This window comes from Mycobacterium sp. NTMscope_Eco_3, from assembly GCF_976985685.1.
The window spans coordinates 977,565-996,325 of sequence record NZ_CDRJYZ010000001.1; the positions used below are offsets into that span (position 1 = coordinate 977,565).

The following is an 18,761-nucleotide window of genomic DNA, read 5'->3' on the forward strand; positions in this document are numbered from 1 at the left end:
TCACGCATAAACCCCACCTCTGATGACTTGGCGCTCACTTGTTGCTACGACTATCGGGCACCGTGTCGATTGACGCCAGTGCGACATGTGCTCGAGCGCGAATTGAATTGGGTGGCCGCCACGCCACGGCGGCGGCCACGGGCACGCGCGATCACCGCCCGCTTCCGAGTTGAGCCGTCCGCCAACGGAATTGGCCAGGTTAGTTACAAAACCTGAACGTCCGCAGGTGACCAAAACGCCCGCATCGACGTGATCTTGGCGTCCGCGTCGAAGGACATCGTCGAGATGGGCGAGATCCGGGTGCGGCTGTCACCGGCGTCCAGCGTGAGGTGCCAGAGGAAGGCGGCTTCGCTGCCAGAGACCCGCAATTCGGCGAGTTCGGTGTCTTTCTTGGCGTCTTGGAAACCGGCATAGAAGCCGCGGATGGCGTCGTGCCCGCGGCGAATGTCGGCTCCGATCGGATCCTCGATGGTGGCGTCGGCAGCGTACAGGGTCACGATGTCGTCGGCGGTGCCCGTGGCGACCAGCGCCAGGTAGCGATTGACGGTCTCGGTGATGGCTTCTGGGGACGGCATGGATTCGGACGCTACTCCCTCGCGCTTCAGGTGCGGTATGGCGGCGATACTGGCGGCGTGACTTTTATCGAATGCCTCGCGAGCCGCGAGGTCTACCGGAATCCGTGGATGGTGCTGCGCGAGGATGACATCCGCCGCCCGGACGGCAGCACGGGCCTCTACGGGGTCGTCGACAAGCCGGCGTACGCGCTTGTGATGCCCTATGACGGGCACCGCTTCCGGTTGGTCGAGCAGTTTCGCTACCCCATCGGGGAGCGTCGTTGGGAGTTTCCGCAAGGCACCGCTCCAGGCCTGGCCGACGCCGCACCGGCCGAGTTGGCCGAGCGTGAGCTGCGCGAGGAAACCGGATTGCGCGCAACGACGTTCGAGGTGCTCGGCGAGCTCGACGTGGCTCCGGGGATGACCAGTCAGCGCGGCCGGGTGTTTCTGGCCACGGGGATCATCGAGGGCGAAGCCGACCGCGAACACGAGGAGCAGGACATGCGCAGCGCGTGGTTCGCGCGCGACGAGGTCGAGCAGATGATTCGCGGGGGAGTCATCGCTGACTCGCAGTCGATCGCCGCCTACGGCCTGTTCCTCTTGCGCTGAGGACCGACGTCGCGCAACACCGTGATCGTGTCCTCGCCGAGATCGCACTGCGTCATCGGACACCCACCATTGACCAATGCGGCCGAGGTTTCGGGTAGTTGCGGTGCTCACTGCCGTGACTGCCTCGGTCGCCGGTACACCCGCTGTCGGCGCGCACGCGGTGTCGCCGTCGTGGAACGGCAAATATTCACTGGTGCGGTATGCGGCCGGCAAATCCGGCACCAGCGTCGCCGCGACGCAAGCCGAACCCACGTTCAGCGCCGACTACGTCTTCACCACCGCATGCTCGTCGGGCACGTGCGTGGCCACCGCCACCAACGGCCCCACGCCCAAGAATCCGACCCTTCCCCAGCCGTCGCATTACACCTGGGATGGGGCGAAATGGGTGGAGCGCTTCGACTTCCAGTGGGATTGCTATATGGGAGACAGCGCTGCGAAGGTGTGGGCCCCGGCGCGATCCTGGGCCTTCTACACACCGCAGGCGGACGGATCGTTGCGCGGGCTCTGGCACACCGACATCAACGGCGGCCCGTGCGGCGGGACCGTCGAGATGCCGGTGGCGGCGTTTGCCGCCGAGCGGGGCTGACGAAGACGCCGTCGATCAGTCCGGCGGCGCGCTGGTCATGGAGGCGATGTAATAAATCTCGTGACCGGTGGGATAGCCACCACCGTCGGTGGCGATGTGAACGTGGTCGTAGTGGTCGGCGGTTTCTGAGCCCAAGTCGGCCATCCAGTTTCCCCCGCCGACGCCCGGGTAGATCTTCTGCCGCCAGATGACGTGGTTGATTCCCCACCGCTTCGCATTTGCCAGCGCATACCCGGCGATCTGATTGCCGAGCTCGATGCCCTCCGGGGTGTGGAAGTTCGGGATCATCACGTCGATCGCCAACCCCTTGGGATGCCACGGCAGCGGGTCTTCCCGATACCCGTAGATGGTCTTGATCTGGGGGAAGAGCACGCCGATGGCACGGGCCGCCCAGATGGTCTTGACCTGCAGCCGATCCTCGGACGCGACGCCGCGGGGTAGCGGGAGCTGGAATTGCTGACCGGCGGAAGGCGCGGGGGGCGCCAGCGCGGTCAGCGCCTCCAGCTCGGCCGGACTGGCGGTGCGCGGCGCGCCGGGTGGCGGAGTCGCCGCGGTGGAGGTGGTGGGGGTCGCTGCCGGGGTCTCGACGCAGCACCGCGGCTTGGTGCCCTGGGCGTGGATCATGGCGGCGGAGACGACGAGCGACGCCGCGATCGCCAGCCATCGGCCACTGCCCTTAGCGAACACCTTCGCCCCCACGACCAGCAGCTTAACGTTGTCTGTGACCTGTGGGGCGAGGTTTTCAGAAGACTGGCGTGCGAAGCGTCGTTCAAGCAAATGACCGTCTCGGCGACGGCAGAAGTGGGTAAACAACGCACTAGCGCGCGGAGTTCACGTTCGAGAGCGAGTCACCGGTCGAAAGGCGGCATCACATGGTTCGTCACGAGGGAGGCCGATGGGACGTCGGAATCAAGGATGCCGCGGTCTACGTCGAACGTATCTCTGACAGCGACGAGCGCCTCTTCGAGGATTCGTTGGCCGCTGAGGAGGCCCGCGACCTAGCCGGGCTGCTGACCAAGTATGCGGACAAGCTCGACGAGGCGAAGGATTCCGACAAGGCCAAGGAGGCCGAGGAATCCGAGGAATCCGAGGACTCGGAGAAGTCCGATAAGTCCGACGGGTCGGAGGACTCCGACGGATCCGACAAGTCCAACGGGTCAGAGGACTCCGACAACTGACGACCTGAGCTGGTTAACCGCGCACGCTATAACGTTGTTGCGCAGTGCAATACCTCGTGAGAGAAGTCAGCCTCGCCGCCCGGCCCGCTCGGCGAATGCGTCGAGCGCGGCCAGCACTTCAGGAGAACGCCACACTCGGTTGCGGGGTCCACTGGCCGTTTCGACAAGGATTCCCGCCTCGGTGAGCGGGTTGAGGTAGCGGTGAGCGTTGGTGGATTCGATGCCGAGCTCCTGCGCCAGGAGCGCAGCGTTGACGACCGGGCGGCGGGGCAACAAATCGGCGACCTTCCACACCGCCGAGTCGGACCGCGCGGTGATCACATCGTTCCAGCTCTCCCGGATCCCGCGAATCTCGACGACCAGCTGACGCCCGTTCGCGATAGCCAGGACGCTGGCGTTGGAGAAGCGCTCGACAATCGGGGCGGCATCACCGTCGCGGTACGCGGTGAGAGCGGCGAAGTAGGAGTCGGTGTCGGCCAGCAGCCCTGCCGAGACCGGGACCGTCACCTGGTGGGTCAAACCTTTGTTGCGCAGCATGGCTTGCACCAGTGCCCGGCCCGTGCGTCCGTTTCCGTCGGTAAACGGGTGAATGGTCTCGAACTGCGCGTGGGCCACTGCGATCTGCGGCAGCGCGGGGACATCGGCGCGCTGCGCGAACGTGAGCAGGTCATCAATGGCCCCGGGGATTCGCTCGTGGCGCGGCCCGACGAATGTCGCGCCGATGGGAGTGGATCCACCGCCGATCCATACCGGCTCGGTGCGGAATTCGCCTGGGGTATGGCGTGGCTCGTTGGCCATCAATGCACGGTGCATCGCCAAAATGGCGTTGGAGTCGACAGTGTCGGACAGGGCGATCGCTGCTTGCATCGCGGCTGTGTTGGCGACGATCATTTCGGCGTTTCTCTTCGCCTTGCCGCCGGGCAGCTCGGCCTCGGCGATGGCTCGAGACGATGCGGTCAGGTTTTCGATTTGCGAGCTGGCGGCGGATTCCGACCGCATCAACACGGCGGCAAATGGTGCGATCTCGCCTCCGAGCTCGGCGTCAAAACGCGTGATCTCGCGGCTGGCGGATTCGGCCTCCGCCAACACGGACGGCGGCAAGTCCAGGATCAGGTCGGCAACGTTGGCCGGCACTGCCGGGTGGTACGTGCCGTACTTCGGCCGCGCCGCGTTCGCATACCGCGTCCCCTGTGGTTCCCAACGAACATGTTCGTGAGTGACCGGCTGAAGTGAAGTCATTGGTCCCAGTTAACCTCACTTGCGCGGTTAAGTGAAGTCAATAGTGGTGGTCGACGTCACTTACAGATCTGGTGCGTCAAGCGCGTGCGATCTCGGCGCCTTAGCGCAATTGTTGTGCCGAGCTTGACAGCGGCGACGAAGTCGAATCACACCTCAGCAAAACCATGCCTGAAGTGCGGTGACACTACTATTACGATCTCTCGCGGCACTACCCGTCGCGAAGGCGTATGCAGAATCGACACTCCCAAGAGCGGCAAGGGCCGCACTGTCGTGGTGCCGCCGCACATTCGGGTGGCGTTGAAGGACCACCTGGCGAACCATGTCGGTGAGTCTGCCGACTCGCTGTTGTGGTCGCCGGCGCGCGGCGGCTGCCACCTCGACGGCAAGGTGTTCCGCGATAGCTACTTCGTGCCCGCGCTGGACCGCATCGGCCGCGACGGCGAGAAGCTGCCCCGGCCGACGATCCACGACTTGCGACACTTCGCCGGCACGTCGGCGGCGAGGGTAGGCAACCTCCGCGAAACAATGGACCGCCTCGGACATTCCACGGCGAAGGCGAGTCTGCGGTATCAGTCGATCGCGGCGGGCCGCGACGCTGAGGTGGCCGTCGCGTTGTCGAAACTTGCTGAGCCGCCAGCAAAATCGTCCAGGCGACACTAGAAGGGTTTCGAACTCTGGACCCGATGATTTTTGTCAGCAAGTTTGCAATTGACAACCACTACAGCGTGCGCGTTTGTCTGCGCCTGTGTTCAACGGTGCCCTAAGTACAGCTAACTGGACCTAAGTTTCTAGGCGACACTTTTTGCTGACAGCAATAAGCGACACCGAAATATGCTGCAGTAACGTCTAATTGCTAATCGTCGACATTTGCGCGCGTTCGTTCGCTGTGCTTAGCCGTGCGATTGCAAGTTGATCCGCACGAGGAGCCGAAAATGACCTCCACAAGAACCGAACTCAGCCCCGCCGAGGCGGCCGAATACAAGGGAGTGCACCCCGCGACGATACGGCGGTGGCTGGCGTCGGGCGCACTGATCGGCAGGCGCTGTGGGCCAAAACTAATCCGCATCAAAGTCTCCGACCTCGACGCTATGGGCGCACCTGTCGGCGGTGCGGCGTGAGCCCGCCGGGGCCGGCGCGGCGATGGCGCCACGTCGGGGAGGGTGGTAATTGGGACACGGTGGCCGATAGGCCGCTCACCGCGGTGCGCGCCGCTGGGCATAACGGGGGGCGGCGCTGATGGCGCGCCTACGGGTGCCGGCCGCGCAACCGGTGTCGGATTACGACGACTCGGGTGACTGGTTTCGGGCCGTCCACTGCCTGCGGTACGCGAAACACGCCGGTGTTGTGGATGATTCGTGCTCCGCGGTCGCGAACTTCCTGGACGGCTGGGAGGCTGCGAACGGCGGGGCGCCGAGGCGGCTGGATGGGGAGCGCATGTCGTCGTGGCCGGCGTTCTGCGGCAGCCGTGAACGGTTCCTGGTGCCCGGGTTCCGCGGGGAGCGGAAGCTGACCGAGCTGGCGGTCCGCGAGGGCTGGTACGCCCCAGTTGATTTCATGGACCTGTGATGCGCTGGGTGTCGTGGCCGCGGTGGTGGTCGCTTCGTCGGCGGGTCGCGGACCTCGAGCGGCGGATCGCTGCGTTGGAGGCCAGGCGGCCGCGGGTGTGCGGGTGTGCGGCGTCGCGTCACCCTCGGAGCGGGGCGTCTGACCCGACAACGACATTAGGGTCATGGCCACGTTCTTCCAGCAATCCTCGTGCCATCTCGATTCGGCTCGGTTGATCTGAACCGGGGCCGACGACAAGCTTCGCGATTGTCGTCGGAACATCCGTGTCGTTCATGTTCACCGCCATGTCGAGATACGGAAGATCCTTCCCGCCGGGGCCGTTCCGAGTTTTGGCCGGGTACTGTGGCTCGCTCACTGCGACCAGTCGCCACTCTCGTTCGTGGCTCCACGCGCCGTGCTTGACCGACGCGAGTTGGCCTAATACAACTGTTGCTAGGAACATCTGTCCGATGTAGCCGCCCTCTACCATCATGCGCACAACCCCGGGTTGTGCATAGGTATCCCGCAGCCAGCTGACAACATCATCCGCTACTGCCGCGGCGTTTTGGTTGTCGTATGACACCCGGCGCAGACCGGATGGAAACGGGGTGGTGCCTGCGACCGTTGTCCCTGGATGAAATGCGAAGGAGTGCTCGGCTACTGCATCCCACGAAAAACCAATCGCGTAACCACCGGTCCCACCTGCGTAGCTCTGCCATTGGGTCATTTGGTCACCCGCCTCAGTCAGCGACGCCGCGTAACACTTCAAGTCCCAGCTGAGAACGTCCTCGTTGCTGAATACGTCTGCGAGCCAAGTAAGGGTGGGTATTAACCCCGTCGGCGTGACCGAGTCAGTGGCGGCCGCACGGAGCCGCTGCACCAGCGGCACGGCTCCGAACAGCAGCTCTTTCACGTCGTTCATGTACCTCACGTCGGACGCCCACAACTGTGCAGCCCGATCGAGCGCGGAACTGTTAAAGTCCCACGACGGCGGGCTCACAATTCCCTTCAGCCCTGCCTCGCTGGTCTAGTGGTAGAGAATTTTCGGGTGGTTCCCCCGGGCGCTCAGCTGTCTGGCGAATACCCGGGGGTCGAATAGAGCCGAGATTGGGAATGTCTGGATGAAGTTCGGCCGGCCGGTAGTCATAGGGGCATGAGTTTATTCGGCCGAGGTAAACCGTAGGTTGGCGTCCCTACGGGAATCGCCCCGTGTCTGAACGCAGCGATGCGCACACGGCCGTTTCAGTGCCCTCCGCCCAGTTCGGCGGCGAACTGGATGGCGATGTCGCGCCAGCCGTCCGCCCGTTCCCGCAGTTTGGTGATCTGCCGCTGGGCGGCGACGAGAAGCGCCACGCATACCGCGCAGGCGATGAGCGCGATGACGGCGAGTTGCACTGCTGGGGTCATGCTGTTCTCCCGGGTGGTCGTTGCGCCCGATGCTGGCACGCCGTACCCCTGTCCGGGCACTTATCGGGCAAACTTGGTGAAAATCGTTGCGGCAGGCTCGGAGATGGTGGCGGCCCGCATCGTCAGGGGCTGTCGCGCATCTCGCGAGTTGGTCAATTGCGTTGCGTTCCTTTGGATGTTGGGTGGGATTGGTCAGTGGAATAGGCTCACGATGAAGCCGAGAAGCATGCAACCGCCGACCAGTGCGCCAATGACGACCAGGGTCGCCTCGTTCTCCGACATGCGGCCGAGCCAATTCGCGGTCGGCGACGCCGGCGGCCGGTTTGTGCGTTGCACATTGCCGTTTTCGTCAACGCTGACGGTGGTGCGTTTCTCGCCGCCGTTGACGGCCATGATGATCCATACCGGCAACCAGAAGCCGACCAAGAGCACGGTTATCAGCAGGTGCAGAATGTGGTTGACGGGCTTGCCCGTGGTCACGATCGCCGAAGTCGATGTCCGTGTCTCAACGCGGCCGCCATGCGCCACCATCCTCATCAGCTCCTGGTCGCGAGCGCTCGCGCGCTGCTGTTCAGACAGCATGTACGGCACCTCCGGGTAGGGCGATGGGAAACGGCTCACGGTACCAATGCGCGGCTCCCGCGCGGGCGGGAATCGACGCCCTCATACGGATGTCACAGACAGCGCCCCGCCGAGGTTGCGAAACGCAGCTACGTTGCGTTGTGGGTCTATTGCTGGTTGGTGCGGCGCTTGCCGAACCAGGCTCGGTAGGCGAGGTACCCCATCAACACCGCTAGGCCTCCGGTACTGATGAGGCCCAGCGTCGTGCCGTGGGTGCAGACGTTGAGCACGAACAGGGCAAGGACTAGCACGGCCAGCCCTGTGTAGAACGCTGGACCGTACAGGAAGGGGGGCAGGCCCCGATGGTCACCCGATTTATTCACGTCGTCTAATCCTTCACGGGCGCTTCGCGTTTGGCCGGTAGCTGCCGCCAGCGGTTTTGTATGGCCAGGTACGCGGCGTTGCCGGCCATTACCGCCCCGGCGATGATTTCCGACGTCGCTACCACGCCGGTGGAGCTGTACCACCCGGCGACGATCACGAAGAGGCCGCATCCAAGAGAAATGAAGGGCACCAAGCGTTTCCATTCTTCGGCCGCGTCCAGATCGCTCCGAACGAGAAGGCGCACCATCCCGACGACCAGAACCCCGACAACAATGACTGCCGCAGAAATCTCGAGGGCTACCCCGACCGTCAACGTGCCTGCTAGTTACGCGGTGAAGAACCGCTGCGGTCGTCGACGTTGCCACTGCGGTTGTCTAGCGCTCTCGCGGTGAACGCGATCGTCCACAGCAGAACGACGTAAGCGAGCGCGTAGCTGGGGGCCATGACCCACAGCGATTTTCCGCCCATGAACAGTCCAGCAATCGCGCTCACAGTGTCACCTACGAAGCCCGATACCACCACCCCTGCCATGATGGCGATGTAGGCGTGTTCACGTTTCGGTGTGACCTTCCCGGCGCTCCGTTGCGTGAAGTACCAGATTCCAACGGCGACAACGATAATCGCGGAGGCGATGAAGCCGACCACTATCCAGACCGGAAGAGGTTTGGTGGGGCTGACGTGGGCTGAGTTGAACACAATGTCCACGGTGATCATGGCCGCGACGTACAGCGGCAAAAGAAGAACCGCCCGCTTCAAGTTGATCATGGCACCCCTGGGATCGGATCGACGGCGCATTCCACCGCGCCCTCAACTGCGGCTTTAACCGGCGCTTCCAAAAGCCCTTTCGCGAAGCCGCCGACAAAGCCTAGGACAGCGCCGGGTATCGCACCGGCGCCGCCGATTTCCGGGGTGATTACCCCGCCACCTACAGCACCGCCGATAGCGCCCTTGATCGCGGTCTCGTATCCACTTTTGATCATATCTTTGCCGATGTTGGCCTTCACTTTTCCTTCCACGCACTGCCCGAAACTCGGTGGGGGTGTGACAGTCGGCATCGGCCCCGGCGCCGGTTGCGGTCCGGGGTCGGGTGGCTTACCGAACGCTGGCATGGGTGTGACGGGTGGCTGTGATTGCGGGCCGGCCGAGGTCAGTTGGCGCTCATACTGATCCATGAAGCTGGGCTGTTGCCCGGGCTGCGGGAGCCCAGGTTGGGGCTGGGGTTGCGGGCCGCCGTCCTGCTTGAAGTCGACCAGCTTGACCCCGTTGTGGTTCGAGCCGGGCGCAGTCCGGTTGTCGGCCGGGGCACTGCGATTAGAGCCGCCTTGTGCTGGCGCAAAGCCGCCGCCGGTGAGGCCGGCAGTAGCGGCGGTGAGTTGACCGGAGACCTTGGTGTCGGCCCCGTCGAGTTGCTCGGCGCGCAACCGAATGTCAGCGGCGAACGCTTCCGCCTGTGCTTGCCGCGTGGCACGTTCTGCCGGGCTGGTGCTGCGGGTGTCGGTGACCGACAAGTCTTCTCCGACCGCGAATCCTGCGTTTTGCGCGTCTTCGACGCCGTAGAGGACTCGGCGTTGGGCTGCGCTGATGTCGCTGGCGCCATTGCGCGCAATGCCTGCTGCTTGGCGGAGTAGGTCGGCTTTGCCGGTGACGACGGATACGTCGGCTCCCGTGCGTTGCCGCAGCGCGTCGCCGCCGGCGCCGTGCCAGGTGATGGATTGCGCCTGGTTGCGCATCGTCAGGAATGCGTCTTCCCAGCGGTCGGCGGTTTGGGTCCAGTAGGCGGCGGCGTCGATGAGGTGTTCGGTGCTCCACGCGTGGATTTGTGAGAGGGTGGCGGGCATCTAGATCACCGTTATCCCGGTGGCGATGCCCATCTCGGCCGCTGACGTGGCTTCTTGGGCGGTGTATCCGCAGGCGGCCTGGGTGACCCCACCGACGGTCTCCTGCGTCCGCGCCGCAAAGGATGCTGCAGTGACGCCGATCGCCGCGTTGACGGCGTTCACGGCCGCCGTGGTGGCCTGGAATGGTTGCCCAGGTGCCGGCGGCGCTCCCACGAGTTGGGAGCTGAGCGCCTGCCACTGGCCGGCTGTAGCTACTAGCTCGGCGGGGACGACCTGCAATGGATCTTGCCCCATGCTGCAGCAGTTTATGCGGTTCGCGCGTGGATCGGTATTCACCGACCGGGTGTTGAAGCCGGGCGGCCAGTGATCGTGCGCGTGGGCGGCGCTACTTAATCGGCTGGTGTCGCCGCTGGCGGACGATCACGGCGACGTCGCTGGCGGCCATCACCAGCAACGCGGCCGCGGCGGCCGCGACTGGCAGGCCGTGGGTTGTGACCAGCAGCCAAACGGCAACTGCGACCAGTGCAGTTGCCCGCAGCGCTAGTTTGGTCACTTCCCGCATTTGGGTGGCTCGCTTTCTGTTGCGCCCTCGATGAATGCTTCGATCCCGCCAGGCCGCCCATGATGCCGCCAGTTCCGACGCGGGATAGGAACTTTCGCCAGAAGTTGCTGTTGTAGTTAGGGTCGTCGCACGCGCGTAACGCGGTTAGTTCTCCGCGTCGTCGTCTTCGATGATTATGTCGGCGAACATGAAAGCATCCTTACTCGCTTCGTGAGTACGGAGAATGAAGCCGGCCAGAAGCGGGACGGCGAAGGAGTATTTGCCGAATCTGTTTTTGTGTACTAGGCCACGCTCGATCAGGCTCGCGAGCATCTGGCTCGCGTGGCTTGAGGAGAACGGTTTTGGCAGCAGCACTCGGGCTTTCTCGACAATCTCGGAGATAGAGAATTCGGCGTCGGGCTCGTCCACATGCGCGATGACCCACAACAGATCCCGCTGCCTGTCTGTCGCCCTCTCCCAGCGTCCGGCAAAGAAATCGTCGTCGAGCCGCGCCTGGATGGCGTCGATGTGCACGGTCGGATCCTTGCCCATGCTCATCTGTGAAATCCAGACGTCGAACACCTCGCGGCAGATGAACTGGATGAAGTAGGGGTAGCCGCCCGATCGCTGGCAGATGTCTTCGATCGTCTCGTCCCGAAATCGAATGGGGCAGCTCGCGGTATCGAGCGGCTTGATGATGGCTTCGCGGGCGTCCGACCGCTCGAGCCTGCCGAGTGTCACGACGCGAAACATGCGCTCGCTGTAGGTCCGCGCCTCGACCAGTTTCGAGAACATGGTCGGTAAACCGGTGAGGACGAGCATGAACGGAATCTGTTCACGCTGTAGGTACTGGAAGACGTCCAGCAGGGTGGAGAGCGGATATTCTTCGCGCGAGTGATTGTCGCTTAGGTTCTGTGCCTCGTCGTAGGCGAAAACAACACGGCTGTGGCCGTATTGGGCTTTCATCTGCATCGCCACAAAAGTCAACAAACTCTTGAGCTTGTCCGCGACAAGTCCGGGCGCATTCTCGTATATCTGGCGCAGCACCTGATATGACAACGGGATGTCAGTGGTTGCCGGGGCCTGCTGCTGACCGAAGCCAAAGCCTGCGGGCGTAGGTGTCGGTACGGACATCGCCGACGTGACTACGGCAAGATCAGTCATCACGCGGACGGCCAGATTGTCTTCTGAGACGCTCGCGCTCTGCGACAAGTCCGTTCCGACCCAGTTCCACCCGGCCTTCACGGCGCGCGGCTTGAATGTCTCGAGCAGGACGGTCTTGCCGACACCACGAAGCCCCGTAAGAATTAGGTTCTCGAGGACCGGATCTTGTGCGAGCAGTCCGTCGAAGACTTCGTATTCGCGTTCCCTGCCGGCGAGGTAGGGCGGCATGTGACCCGCTCCGGGGCGATAGGGGTTGGTGAATCCCAGGTCGACTTCAACAGTTTGTTCGGCCATGTACTAAATTTAGCGTGTACCCTAAATTTAGTAAAGACACTACACACAGCTAATCGGATGGGGGTCTTCTGTGAACAAGCCAACCTTGCGGGAGGGTCAACCGCTGCTCGCGCCCGACTACGTGACCATCATTCCCGGCGATACCGAGCCTGAACTGCGTGCGGATGGAAGCGTTGGCGAGCGTCACCTGAAACCCGGCATCTACGTCCCGGGCCAGGTCATTCCCGCCGTAGAAAAGCCGTAGTTTTCTGCTGACCCGGCCAGCGTGGCATGGGCGTGTGGCCGCGGCAAGTGCATGCGTTGCGAGACCAACCCAGGTGCCTGCCGACTCGCAGCGCGTTGACGGCGTTCACTGCCGCTGTGGTGGCCTGGAATGGTTGGGGCCGCATCAGGTGGCGCGGGTGGTGTGCCTGCCGTACACATCTGTTGCAGAAACCAGCGGTACATGACTGCGCCCAGCGGGTTTTGGACGTCGAGCCGCGGGTCGGCTGGTATGAGCTGTCCGCTGCATTCGACGTACCCGGGCGGGGCTGGTGCTGGGTCGGCGGCAGCGGCCGGCGCCCATGCCACCCATGCGGCGGCCATCGCCCAACGGATCACCAGGCACCGCCTGCAAGCTGACCGAACAGGACGCGCGGCCAACCGACGACCGCTGGGTCGAACGCGGCCGGGTCGGCGTGCAGCAGCACCCAACCCACGGCGGCCAGCGTCAGGGCAGCGAACCACGCCCAGCCTCCGCGGGTCACCGTGCACTCCCGGCGGGGTGGCGCTGCTTAGCCTCGCCGATCGCCTGGCGGCGGTCGTCGAGGGCAGGGCTGCGGAAGCCGTCGAGGTGGTCGAGCAGGTTGGCGCAGGCCCGGGCCGCCGCGGTGACGTCGACGCACAGCTCCGCGGCGCGCAGGGCGGCGGGTGTGGCTTCGCCGAGGTCGGCCATGGAGCGGCCCGCACAGCGCAGCGCGTGCCGAAGGTGCCGCAGGGCATTGGTCAGCGCGGTGTGCGCCTCGGTGGGGACGATCTCAGTGGTTGGCATGGTGTCCTCTCGGTGGTGTCGAAATTTGCTGACACCGGACCGGAGGATTTCGAGGGGCATGCCGGGGGCATTCGATGTTTGGCCAGGTAGCGGAAAACCCGCGTTCACCTGCTTTAATGCTCAGTGCCCCCGGCAGGATTCGAACCTGCGGCCTTCTGCTCCGGAGGCAGACGCTCTATCCCCTGAGCTACGGGGGCGCGACAACTTTGTTGGTGCACCATTGGGCTCCGACAGACTAGCGCATCGAGGCGGCTGCCCCGCCACCGCAATGGATTCGGGGCGCGGGCGCCCCAGCCAATAGGATGGACGCTCGTGACCCCCGCTGACCTCGCTGAGCTGCTCAAAAACACCGCCGCCGCGGTGCTGGCCGAGCGTGGGCTGGACGCTGCCGTGCTGCCGGCGACGGTGACCGTCGAGCGGCCCCGCAACCCCGAGCACGGCGATTACGCCAGCAACCTGGCGATGCAGCTGGGCAAAAAGGTGGGCGCCAACCCCCGCGAGCTCGCCGGATGGCTCGCCGAAGCACTCATGCAGGCCGACGGCGTCGCGTCGGCGGAGGTGGCGGGGCCGGGCTTCATCAACATGCGCCTCGAGGCGTCGGCGCAGGCGGTCGTCGTCAACAACGTCATCGGCGCCGGCGCTCGCTACGGCCACTCCGACGCGCTGGCCGGCCAGCACATCAACCTGGAATTCGTCTCGGCCAACCCGACCGGACCGATCCACATCGGCGGAACCCGCTGGGCCGCGGTCGGCGACGCGCTGGGCCGGCTGCTGTCCACCCAGGGCGCCGACGTGGTGCGCGAATACTATTTCAACGACCACGGCGCCCAGATCGACCGATTCGCCAGCTCGCTGATCGCCGCCGCCAAAGGCGAACCCACCCCGGAAGACGGCTACGCGGGCGCCTACATCAACGACATCGCCGCCCAGATCATGCAGAAGGCGCCCGACGCGCTGAGCCTGCGCGACGCCGAGATGCACGAGACCTTCCGCGCCATCGGTGTCGACCTGATGTTCACCCACATCAAGGAGTCGTTGCACGAATTCGGCACCGACTTCGACGTCTACACCCACGAAGACGCCATGCACACCAGCGGCCGGGTCGATCAGGCCCTCGCCAAGCTGCGTGAGACCGGCAACATCTACGAGAAGGACGGCGCAACATGGTTGCGCGCCAGCGCCTTTGGTGATGACAAGGATCGCGTCGTGATCAAGAGCGACGGGAAGCCCGCCTATATCGCCGGGGACATCGCCTATTACCTGGACAAGCGGCAACGCGGCTTCGACCTGTGCATCTACATGCTCGGGGCCGACCACCACGGGTACATCGCCCGCCTCAAGGCCGTGGCCGCCGCCCTCGGCGACGACCCGGCCACCGTCGAGGTGCTCATCGGCCAGATGGTCAATTTGGTCCGCGACGGCCAGCCGGTCCGGATGAGCAAGCGCGCGGGAACCGTGCTCACGCTCGACGACCTGGTCGAGGCGATCGGCGTCGACGCCGCGCGCTACAGCCTGATCCGGTCCTCGGTGGACACCCCGATCGACATCGACCTGGCGCTGTGGTCGTCGGCGTCCAACGAAAACCCGGTCTATTACGTGCAATACGCGCACGCCCGGCTCTCGGCGCTGGCCCGCAACGCCGCCGAACTCGGCCTGATTCCCGACACCGGGAACCTCGGGCTGCTCAGCCACGACAAGGAGGGGACGCTGCTGCGCACCCTCGGCGAATTCCCCCGGGTGCTCACCACGGCGTCGTCCCTGCGCGAACCGCACCGGATCTGCCGCTATCTGGAAGACCTCTCCGGCGACTACCACCGGTTCTACGACTCCTGCCGGGTGCTGCCCCAGGGCGACGAGCAGCCCACCGATCTGCACACCGCGCGCCTGGCGCTGTGCCAGGCGACCCGCCAGGTGATCGCCAACGGCCTGGCGATACTCGGCGTCACTGCCCCGGAGCGAATGTGAACGTTCATCCCGCCGGTCCCCGGCACGCCGAAGAGACCCGCCACGCCGAAAGCCCGCCACGGCCGCAGTCCGCCGAGGAGCTGCTGCTGCTGGCGCCAAACGTGTGGCCCCGCAACACGGCTCGCGATGAAGCCGGCGTCGCCAGCATCGCGGGCATCGCGGTGACCGACCTCGCCCAGGAGTACGGGACCCCGCTGTTCGTCGTCGACGAGGACGACTTCCGTTCCCGCTGCCGCGAGATCGCGTCGGCGTTCGGTGGGGGCAAGAACGTGCACTATGCCGCCAAGGCCTTTCTGTGCAGCGAGATAGCACGCTGGATCGACGAGGAAGGCCTGTCGCTCGACGTGTGCACCGGCGGCGAGTTGGCCGTCGCGCTGCACGCCAACTTCCCGCCGGAGCGGATCACCTTCCACGGCAACAACAAGTCGGTCGCGGAGTTGACCGCGGCGGTCAAAGCCGGTGTCGGCCATGTGGTTTTGGATTCGATGACCGAGATCGAGCGTCTCAATGCCATTGCCGGGGAGGCGGGCATCGTCCAGGACGTCTTCGTCCGTCTCACCGTCGGCGTCGAGGCGCACACCCACGAGTTCATCTCGACCGCGCACGAGGACCAGAAGTTCGGGCTGTCCGTGGCCAGCGGGGCGGCGTTGGCCGCCGTCGGCCGGGTATTCGAAACCGAACACCTGCGGGTAGTCGGTCTGCACAGCCATATCGGTTCGCAGATCTTCGATGTCGCCGGCTTCGAACTCGCCGCGCGCCGTGTCCTCGGACTGCTGCACGAGGCGGTCGAGCAGTTCGGTGTCGAGAAGACCGCGCAGATCTCCACAGTGGACCTCGGTGGCGGACTTGGTATTTCGTATCTGGCGGCGGACGACCCGCCACCGATGGGAGAGCTGGCCGCCAAGCTGAGCGCGATCGTCAAGAACGAGTCAGCGGCGGTCGGGCTGCCGACACCGCGCCTGGTGGTCGAGCCCGGACGCGCCATTGCGGGACCCGGCACCATCACCCTCTACGAGGTGGGCACGGTCAAGGACGTGGATGTGAGCGCCACCGCACACCGGCGTTACGTCAGCGTCGACGGCGGCATGAGCGACAACATCCGCACCGCCCTCTACGACGCACAATACGACGCCAGGCTGGTCTCCCGGCTCAGCGATGCGCCCGCGGAGCTGGCGCGCGTCGTCGGAAAGCATTGCGAGAGCGGCGATATCGTCGTGCGCGACACCTGGGTGCCCGGCGACCTGCACCCCGGCGACCTGATCGGGGTGGCCGCCACCGGCGCCTACTGTTATTCGTTGTCGAGTCGTTACAACATGATCTGCCGGCCCGCCGTCGTCGCGGTGCGCGACGGGCGCGCGCGCCTGGTCCTGCGCCGCGAGACGGTCGACGATCTACTGAGTCTGGAAGTGAGGTGAACTGTGCCCCGTGACGAAAAGCCGGTCGGTGTAGCGGTACTCGGGTTGGGCAACGTCGGAAGCGAAGTTGTCCGAATCATCGAGGACAGCGCCGATGACCTCGCGGCTCGTGTCGGTGCGCCCCTGGTGCTGCGCGGCGTCGGAGTGCGCCGCGTCGCCGACGACCGCGGCGTTCCCGCCGAGCTGCTCACCGACGACATCGAAGGGCTCGCCGCACGCGACGACGTCGACATCGTCGTGGAGCTCATGGGGCCGGTCGAGCCATCTCGCAAGGCCATCCTGTGCGCCCTCGAGCACGGCAAATCGGTCGTCACGGCGAACAAGGCGCTGCTGTCCGTCTCCACCGGCGAGTTGGCGCAGGCGGCCGAAAGCGCGCATGTCGACTTGTATTTCGAAGCCGCGGTCGCGGGCGCCATTCCCGTCATCCGGCCGCTCACCCAGTCGCTGGCCGGCGACACGGTGTTGCGGGTCGCCGGCATCGTCAACGGCACCACGAACTACATCTTGTCCGCGATGGACAGCACCGGCGCCGACTACGACACAGCGCTGGCCGAAGCCAGCGCGCTGGGCTACGCCGAGGCCGACCCCACCGCCGACGTCGAGGGCTACGACGCCGCCGCCAAGGCCGCGATCCTGGCGTCCATCGCCTTCCACACCCGCGTGACCGCCGACGACGTCTATCGCGAAGGCATCACCAAAGTCACTCCGGCCGACTTCGAATCCGCCCGGGCGTTGGGCTGCACCATCAAGCTGCTGTCCATCTGCGAGCGCATCGCGGGCGACGATGGCCAGGAACGGGTTTCGGCCCGCGTCTATCCGGCGCTGGTGCCGTTGGCGCATCCGCTGGCCTCGGTCAGCGGCGCATTCAACGCGGTCGTGGTCGAGGCCAAGGCCTCCGGAAGGCTGATGTTCTACGGCCAGGGCGCCGGCGGTGCGCCGACCGCGTCCGCCGTGGCCGGTGACTTGGTGATGGCCGCACGCAACCGGGTGCTGGGCAGCCGCGGACCCAGGGAATCCAAATACGCCCAACTCCCCGTGGCCCCAATGGGTCTCATCTCCACGCGCTACTACGTCAGCATGAACGTGGCGGACAGGCCCGGTGTGCTGTCCTCGGTGGCAGCCGAATTCGCCAAGCGCGAGGTCAGCATCGCCGAGGTGCGGCAGGAGGGGGTCGCGGACGAAGGCGGACGACGGGTGGGGGCCCGGATCGTCGTGGTCACCCACCGCGCCACGGACGCCGCGCTGTCCGAAACGGTCGACGCCCTCGCCGATCTCGATGCCGTGCAGAACGTGGCAAGCGTGCTGCGACTGGAAGGGACCACCCTATGAGCGCGCCGCGCACCGCCGTCCATCAGCCGTGGCCCGGCCTCATCGAGGCCTACCGGGACCGGTTGCCGGTGGGCGACGACTGGACCCCGGTCACCCTGCTCGAGGGTGGCACCCCGCTGATCGCGGCGACCCGCCTGTCGGAAAAGACCGGCTGCAGCGTTCATCTCAAGGTCGAGGGCCTCAATCCCACCGGCTCTTTCAAAGACCGGGGCATGACGATGGCGGTCACCGATGCGGTGGCACGCGGCCAGCAGGCCGTGTTGTGCGCCTCGACCGGCAACACCTCGGCGTCGGCGGCGGCGTATGCGGCCCGCGCCGGGATCACCTGCGCGGTGCTGATCCCGCAGGGCAAGATCGCGATGGGCAAGCTGGCGCAGGCGGTCATGCACGGCGCCAAGATCATCCAGATCGACGGCAACTTCGACGACTGTCTGGAACTGGCCCGCAAGATGGCCGCCGACTTTCCGACGATCTCGTTGGTCAATTCGGTCAATCCGGTGCGCATCGAGGGCCAGAAGACGGCCGCGTTCGAGATCGTCGACGCGCTGGGCGTCGCGCCGGACGTGCACGCCCTTCCCGTCGGCAACGCGGGAAACATCACCGCGTACTGGAAGGGCTACACCGAATATCACCACGAGGGCCTGATCGAAAAGCTGCCGCGCATGCTGGGCACCCAGGCGGCCGGCGCCGCCCCCCTGGTGAACGGTGCGCCGGTCAAAAACCCGGAAACGATTGCGACCGCAATCCGCATCGGCGCCCCCGCATCGTGGACCGCCGCGGTCGACGCGCAGCAGCAATCCAACGGCCGCTTCCTGGCGGCCGCCGACGAGGAGATCCTGGCCGCCTACCACCTGGTGGCCGAATCCGAAGGTGTCTTCGTCGAACCCGCCTCGGCGGCCAGCATCGCCGGTCTGCTCAAGGCCGTTGACGACGGCTGGGTGGCTCGCGGGTCGACGGTCGTGTGCACGGTGACGGGCAATGGCCTCAAGGATCCCGATACGGCACTGCGGGATATGCCCACCGTGACTGCGCTGCCGGTCGATCCGGTCCTGGTGGTCGAAAAGCTGGGGCTGGCCTAGTGACGATCGCAAGCGCGGCGGAGCCGGGCGCAGCGGGTCGGCA

26 protein-coding genes and 1 tRNA gene are annotated in these 18,761 nt (G+C 65.3%); 11 read left to right on the top strand and 16 right to left on the bottom strand.

The window, feature by feature from the left end; all coding sequences use genetic code 11:
- Window positions 1-203 precede the first annotated feature (203 nt).
- Window positions 204-575, bottom strand: coding sequence for a nuclear transport factor 2 family protein (locus tag AC0KTM_RS04650; protein WP_067176198.1), 372 nt, complete (start codon window positions 573-575; stop codon window positions 204-206).
- A 108-nt stretch (window positions 576-683) separates the two neighbouring features.
- Between AC0KTM_RS04650 and AC0KTM_RS04655 the strand changes: the two genes are divergently transcribed.
- On the top strand, window positions 684-1,163 hold the full coding sequence (locus AC0KTM_RS04655; RefSeq protein ID WP_238958377.1) for an NUDIX domain-containing protein: 480 nt from the start codon (window positions 684-686) through the stop codon (window positions 1,161-1,163).
- A gap of 76 nt (window positions 1,164-1,239) precedes the next feature.
- A complete protein-coding gene (locus AC0KTM_RS04660; protein ID WP_275254816.1) occupies window positions 1,240-1,749 on the top strand; it encodes an Rv2253 family sensor-like surface protein in 510 nt (169 codons plus the stop codon).
- Window positions 1,750-1,764: 15 nt separating this feature from the next.
- On the opposite strand, the gene AC0KTM_RS04665 is transcribed toward AC0KTM_RS04660, so the two are convergent.
- On the bottom strand, window positions 1,765-2,436 hold the full coding sequence (locus AC0KTM_RS04665) for a VldE C-terminal domain-containing protein (protein ID WP_374109658.1): 672 nt from the start codon (window positions 2,434-2,436) through the stop codon (window positions 1,765-1,767).
- A gap of 185 nt (window positions 2,437-2,621) precedes the next feature.
- On the opposite strand from AC0KTM_RS04665, the gene AC0KTM_RS04670 reads away from it, so the two are divergent.
- Window positions 2,622-2,927, top strand: coding sequence for a hypothetical protein (locus AC0KTM_RS04670; RefSeq protein ID WP_238958078.1), 306 nt, complete (start codon window positions 2,622-2,624; stop codon window positions 2,925-2,927).
- Window positions 2,928-2,993: 66 nt separating this feature from the next.
- Here the strand turns inward: AC0KTM_RS04670 and AC0KTM_RS04675 are convergent, their stop codons facing one another.
- Window positions 2,994-4,166 (bottom strand): Fic family protein, encoded by a 1,173-nt coding sequence (locus tag AC0KTM_RS04675; protein WP_472415072.1) that lies wholly within the window; start codon window positions 4,164-4,166, stop codon window positions 2,994-2,996.
- 123 nt (window positions 4,167-4,289) lie between these two features.
- On the opposite strand from AC0KTM_RS04675, the gene AC0KTM_RS04680 reads away from it, so the two are divergent.
- From AC0KTM_RS04680 to AC0KTM_RS04690, 3 genes are all read left to right on the top strand, one after another.
- Complete coding sequence (locus AC0KTM_RS04680) at window positions 4,290-4,826, top strand: site-specific integrase (protein ID WP_238958076.1); 537 nt, start codon at window positions 4,290-4,292, stop codon at window positions 4,824-4,826.
- A 272-nt stretch (window positions 4,827-5,098) separates the two neighbouring features.
- Window positions 5,099-5,284: a helix-turn-helix domain-containing protein gene (locus AC0KTM_RS04685; protein ID WP_238958075.1), complete on the top strand. Its 186-nt coding sequence runs from the start codon at window positions 5,099-5,101 to the stop codon at window positions 5,282-5,284.
- Between the two features lie 118 nt (window positions 5,285-5,402).
- On the top strand, window positions 5,403-5,732 hold the full coding sequence (locus AC0KTM_RS04690; protein ID WP_238958074.1) for a hypothetical protein: 330 nt from the start codon (window positions 5,403-5,405) through the stop codon (window positions 5,730-5,732).
- A gap of 118 nt (window positions 5,733-5,850) precedes the next feature.
- On the opposite strand, the gene AC0KTM_RS04695 is transcribed toward AC0KTM_RS04690, so the two are convergent.
- The 10 genes from AC0KTM_RS04695 to AC0KTM_RS04740 form a co-directional block, all read right to left on the bottom strand.
- Window positions 5,851-6,633 carry a DUF2971 domain-containing protein gene (locus AC0KTM_RS04695; RefSeq protein WP_238958073.1) on the bottom strand — a complete coding sequence of 261 codons (783 nt, stop codon included), beginning with the start codon at window positions 6,631-6,633 and terminating at the stop codon, window positions 5,851-5,853.
- A 320-nt stretch (window positions 6,634-6,953) separates the two neighbouring features.
- Window positions 6,954-7,118: a hypothetical protein gene (locus tag AC0KTM_RS04700; RefSeq protein ID WP_238958072.1), complete on the bottom strand. Its 165-nt coding sequence runs from the start codon at window positions 7,116-7,118 to the stop codon at window positions 6,954-6,956.
- Between the two features lie 192 nt (window positions 7,119-7,310).
- Window positions 7,311-7,709, bottom strand: a complete 399-nt coding sequence (locus tag AC0KTM_RS04705; RefSeq protein ID WP_472415074.1) for a hypothetical protein — start codon at window positions 7,707-7,709, stop codon at window positions 7,311-7,313.
- 137 nt (window positions 7,710-7,846) lie between these two features.
- Window positions 7,847-8,035: a hypothetical protein gene (locus AC0KTM_RS04710; RefSeq protein WP_238958376.1), complete on the bottom strand. Its 189-nt coding sequence runs from the start codon at window positions 8,033-8,035 to the stop codon at window positions 7,847-7,849.
- 32 nt (window positions 8,036-8,067) lie between these two features.
- Entirely contained in the window at window positions 8,068-8,376 is a 309-nt protein-coding gene (locus tag AC0KTM_RS04715; RefSeq protein WP_238958070.1) for a hypothetical protein, read from the bottom strand.
- An 8-nt stretch (window positions 8,377-8,384) separates the two neighbouring features.
- Window positions 8,385-8,858 carry a hypothetical protein gene (locus tag AC0KTM_RS04720; protein WP_308193103.1) on the bottom strand — a complete coding sequence of 158 codons (474 nt, stop codon included), beginning with the start codon at window positions 8,856-8,858 and terminating at the stop codon, window positions 8,385-8,387.
- A complete protein-coding gene (locus tag AC0KTM_RS04725; protein WP_238958068.1) occupies window positions 8,825-9,901 on the bottom strand; it encodes a hypothetical protein in 1,077 nt (358 codons plus the stop codon). The genes AC0KTM_RS04720 and AC0KTM_RS04725 overlap by 34 nt, the downstream gene beginning before the upstream one ends.
- Entirely contained in the window at window positions 9,902-10,195 is a 294-nt protein-coding gene (locus AC0KTM_RS04730; RefSeq protein WP_238958067.1) for a hypothetical protein, read from the bottom strand. It abuts the gene before it with no gap.
- Between the two features lie 91 nt (window positions 10,196-10,286).
- Complete coding sequence (locus AC0KTM_RS04735) at window positions 10,287-10,454, bottom strand: hypothetical protein (RefSeq protein WP_238958066.1); 168 nt, start codon at window positions 10,452-10,454, stop codon at window positions 10,287-10,289.
- A gap of 153 nt (window positions 10,455-10,607) precedes the next feature.
- A complete protein-coding gene (locus tag AC0KTM_RS04740; protein ID WP_238958065.1) occupies window positions 10,608-11,900 on the bottom strand; it encodes an ATP-binding protein in 1,293 nt (430 codons plus the stop codon).
- Between the two features lie 70 nt (window positions 11,901-11,970).
- Between AC0KTM_RS04740 and AC0KTM_RS04745 the strand changes: the two genes are divergently transcribed.
- Window positions 11,971-12,144: a hypothetical protein gene (locus tag AC0KTM_RS04745; RefSeq protein WP_158084862.1), complete on the top strand. Its 174-nt coding sequence runs from the start codon at window positions 11,971-11,973 to the stop codon at window positions 12,142-12,144.
- Between the two features lie 352 nt (window positions 12,145-12,496).
- Here AC0KTM_RS04745 and AC0KTM_RS04750 read toward each other — a convergent pair whose 3' ends face one another.
- The 3 genes from AC0KTM_RS04750 to AC0KTM_RS04760 all read right to left on the bottom strand — a co-directional run bounded on the left by AC0KTM_RS04750 (window position 12,497) and on the right by AC0KTM_RS04760 (window position 13,127).
- Window positions 12,497-12,646: a hypothetical protein gene (locus AC0KTM_RS04750; protein ID WP_238958064.1), complete on the bottom strand. Its 150-nt coding sequence runs from the start codon at window positions 12,644-12,646 to the stop codon at window positions 12,497-12,499.
- Window positions 12,643-12,930, bottom strand: a complete 288-nt coding sequence (locus AC0KTM_RS04755) for a hypothetical protein (protein WP_238958063.1) — start codon at window positions 12,928-12,930, stop codon at window positions 12,643-12,645. The genes AC0KTM_RS04750 and AC0KTM_RS04755 overlap by 4 nt, the downstream gene beginning before the upstream one ends.
- Window positions 12,931-13,054: 124 nt before the next feature.
- Window positions 13,055-13,127: transfer RNA gene (locus AC0KTM_RS04760), tRNA-Arg, on the bottom strand.
- 115 nt (window positions 13,128-13,242) lie between these two features.
- Here AC0KTM_RS04760 and argS point away from each other — a divergent pair.
- Genes argS through thrC form a run of 4 tightly spaced genes read left to right on the top strand, consistent with a single transcriptional unit; the run spans window position 13,243 to window position 18,718 of the window.
- The gene (argS, locus tag AC0KTM_RS04765; protein ID WP_472415075.1) at window positions 13,243-14,895 is read left to right on the top strand and encodes an arginine--tRNA ligase; all 1,653 of its coding nucleotides are present in this window, start codon (window positions 13,243-13,245) and stop codon (window positions 14,893-14,895) included.
- Entirely contained in the window at window positions 14,892-16,310 is a 1,419-nt protein-coding gene (gene lysA / locus AC0KTM_RS04770; protein ID WP_472415077.1) for a diaminopimelate decarboxylase, read from the top strand. The genes argS and lysA overlap by 4 nt, the downstream gene beginning before the upstream one ends.
- A 3-nt stretch (window positions 16,311-16,313) precedes the next feature.
- Window positions 16,314-17,639, top strand: a complete 1,326-nt coding sequence (locus AC0KTM_RS04775) for a homoserine dehydrogenase (protein WP_472415079.1) — start codon at window positions 16,314-16,316, stop codon at window positions 17,637-17,639.
- Complete coding sequence (gene thrC / locus AC0KTM_RS04780) at window positions 17,636-18,718, top strand: threonine synthase (protein ID WP_238958059.1); 1,083 nt, start codon at window positions 17,636-17,638, stop codon at window positions 18,716-18,718. Before AC0KTM_RS04775 ends, thrC begins: the two co-directional genes overlap by 4 nt.
- Window positions 18,719-18,761 lie beyond the last annotated feature (43 nt).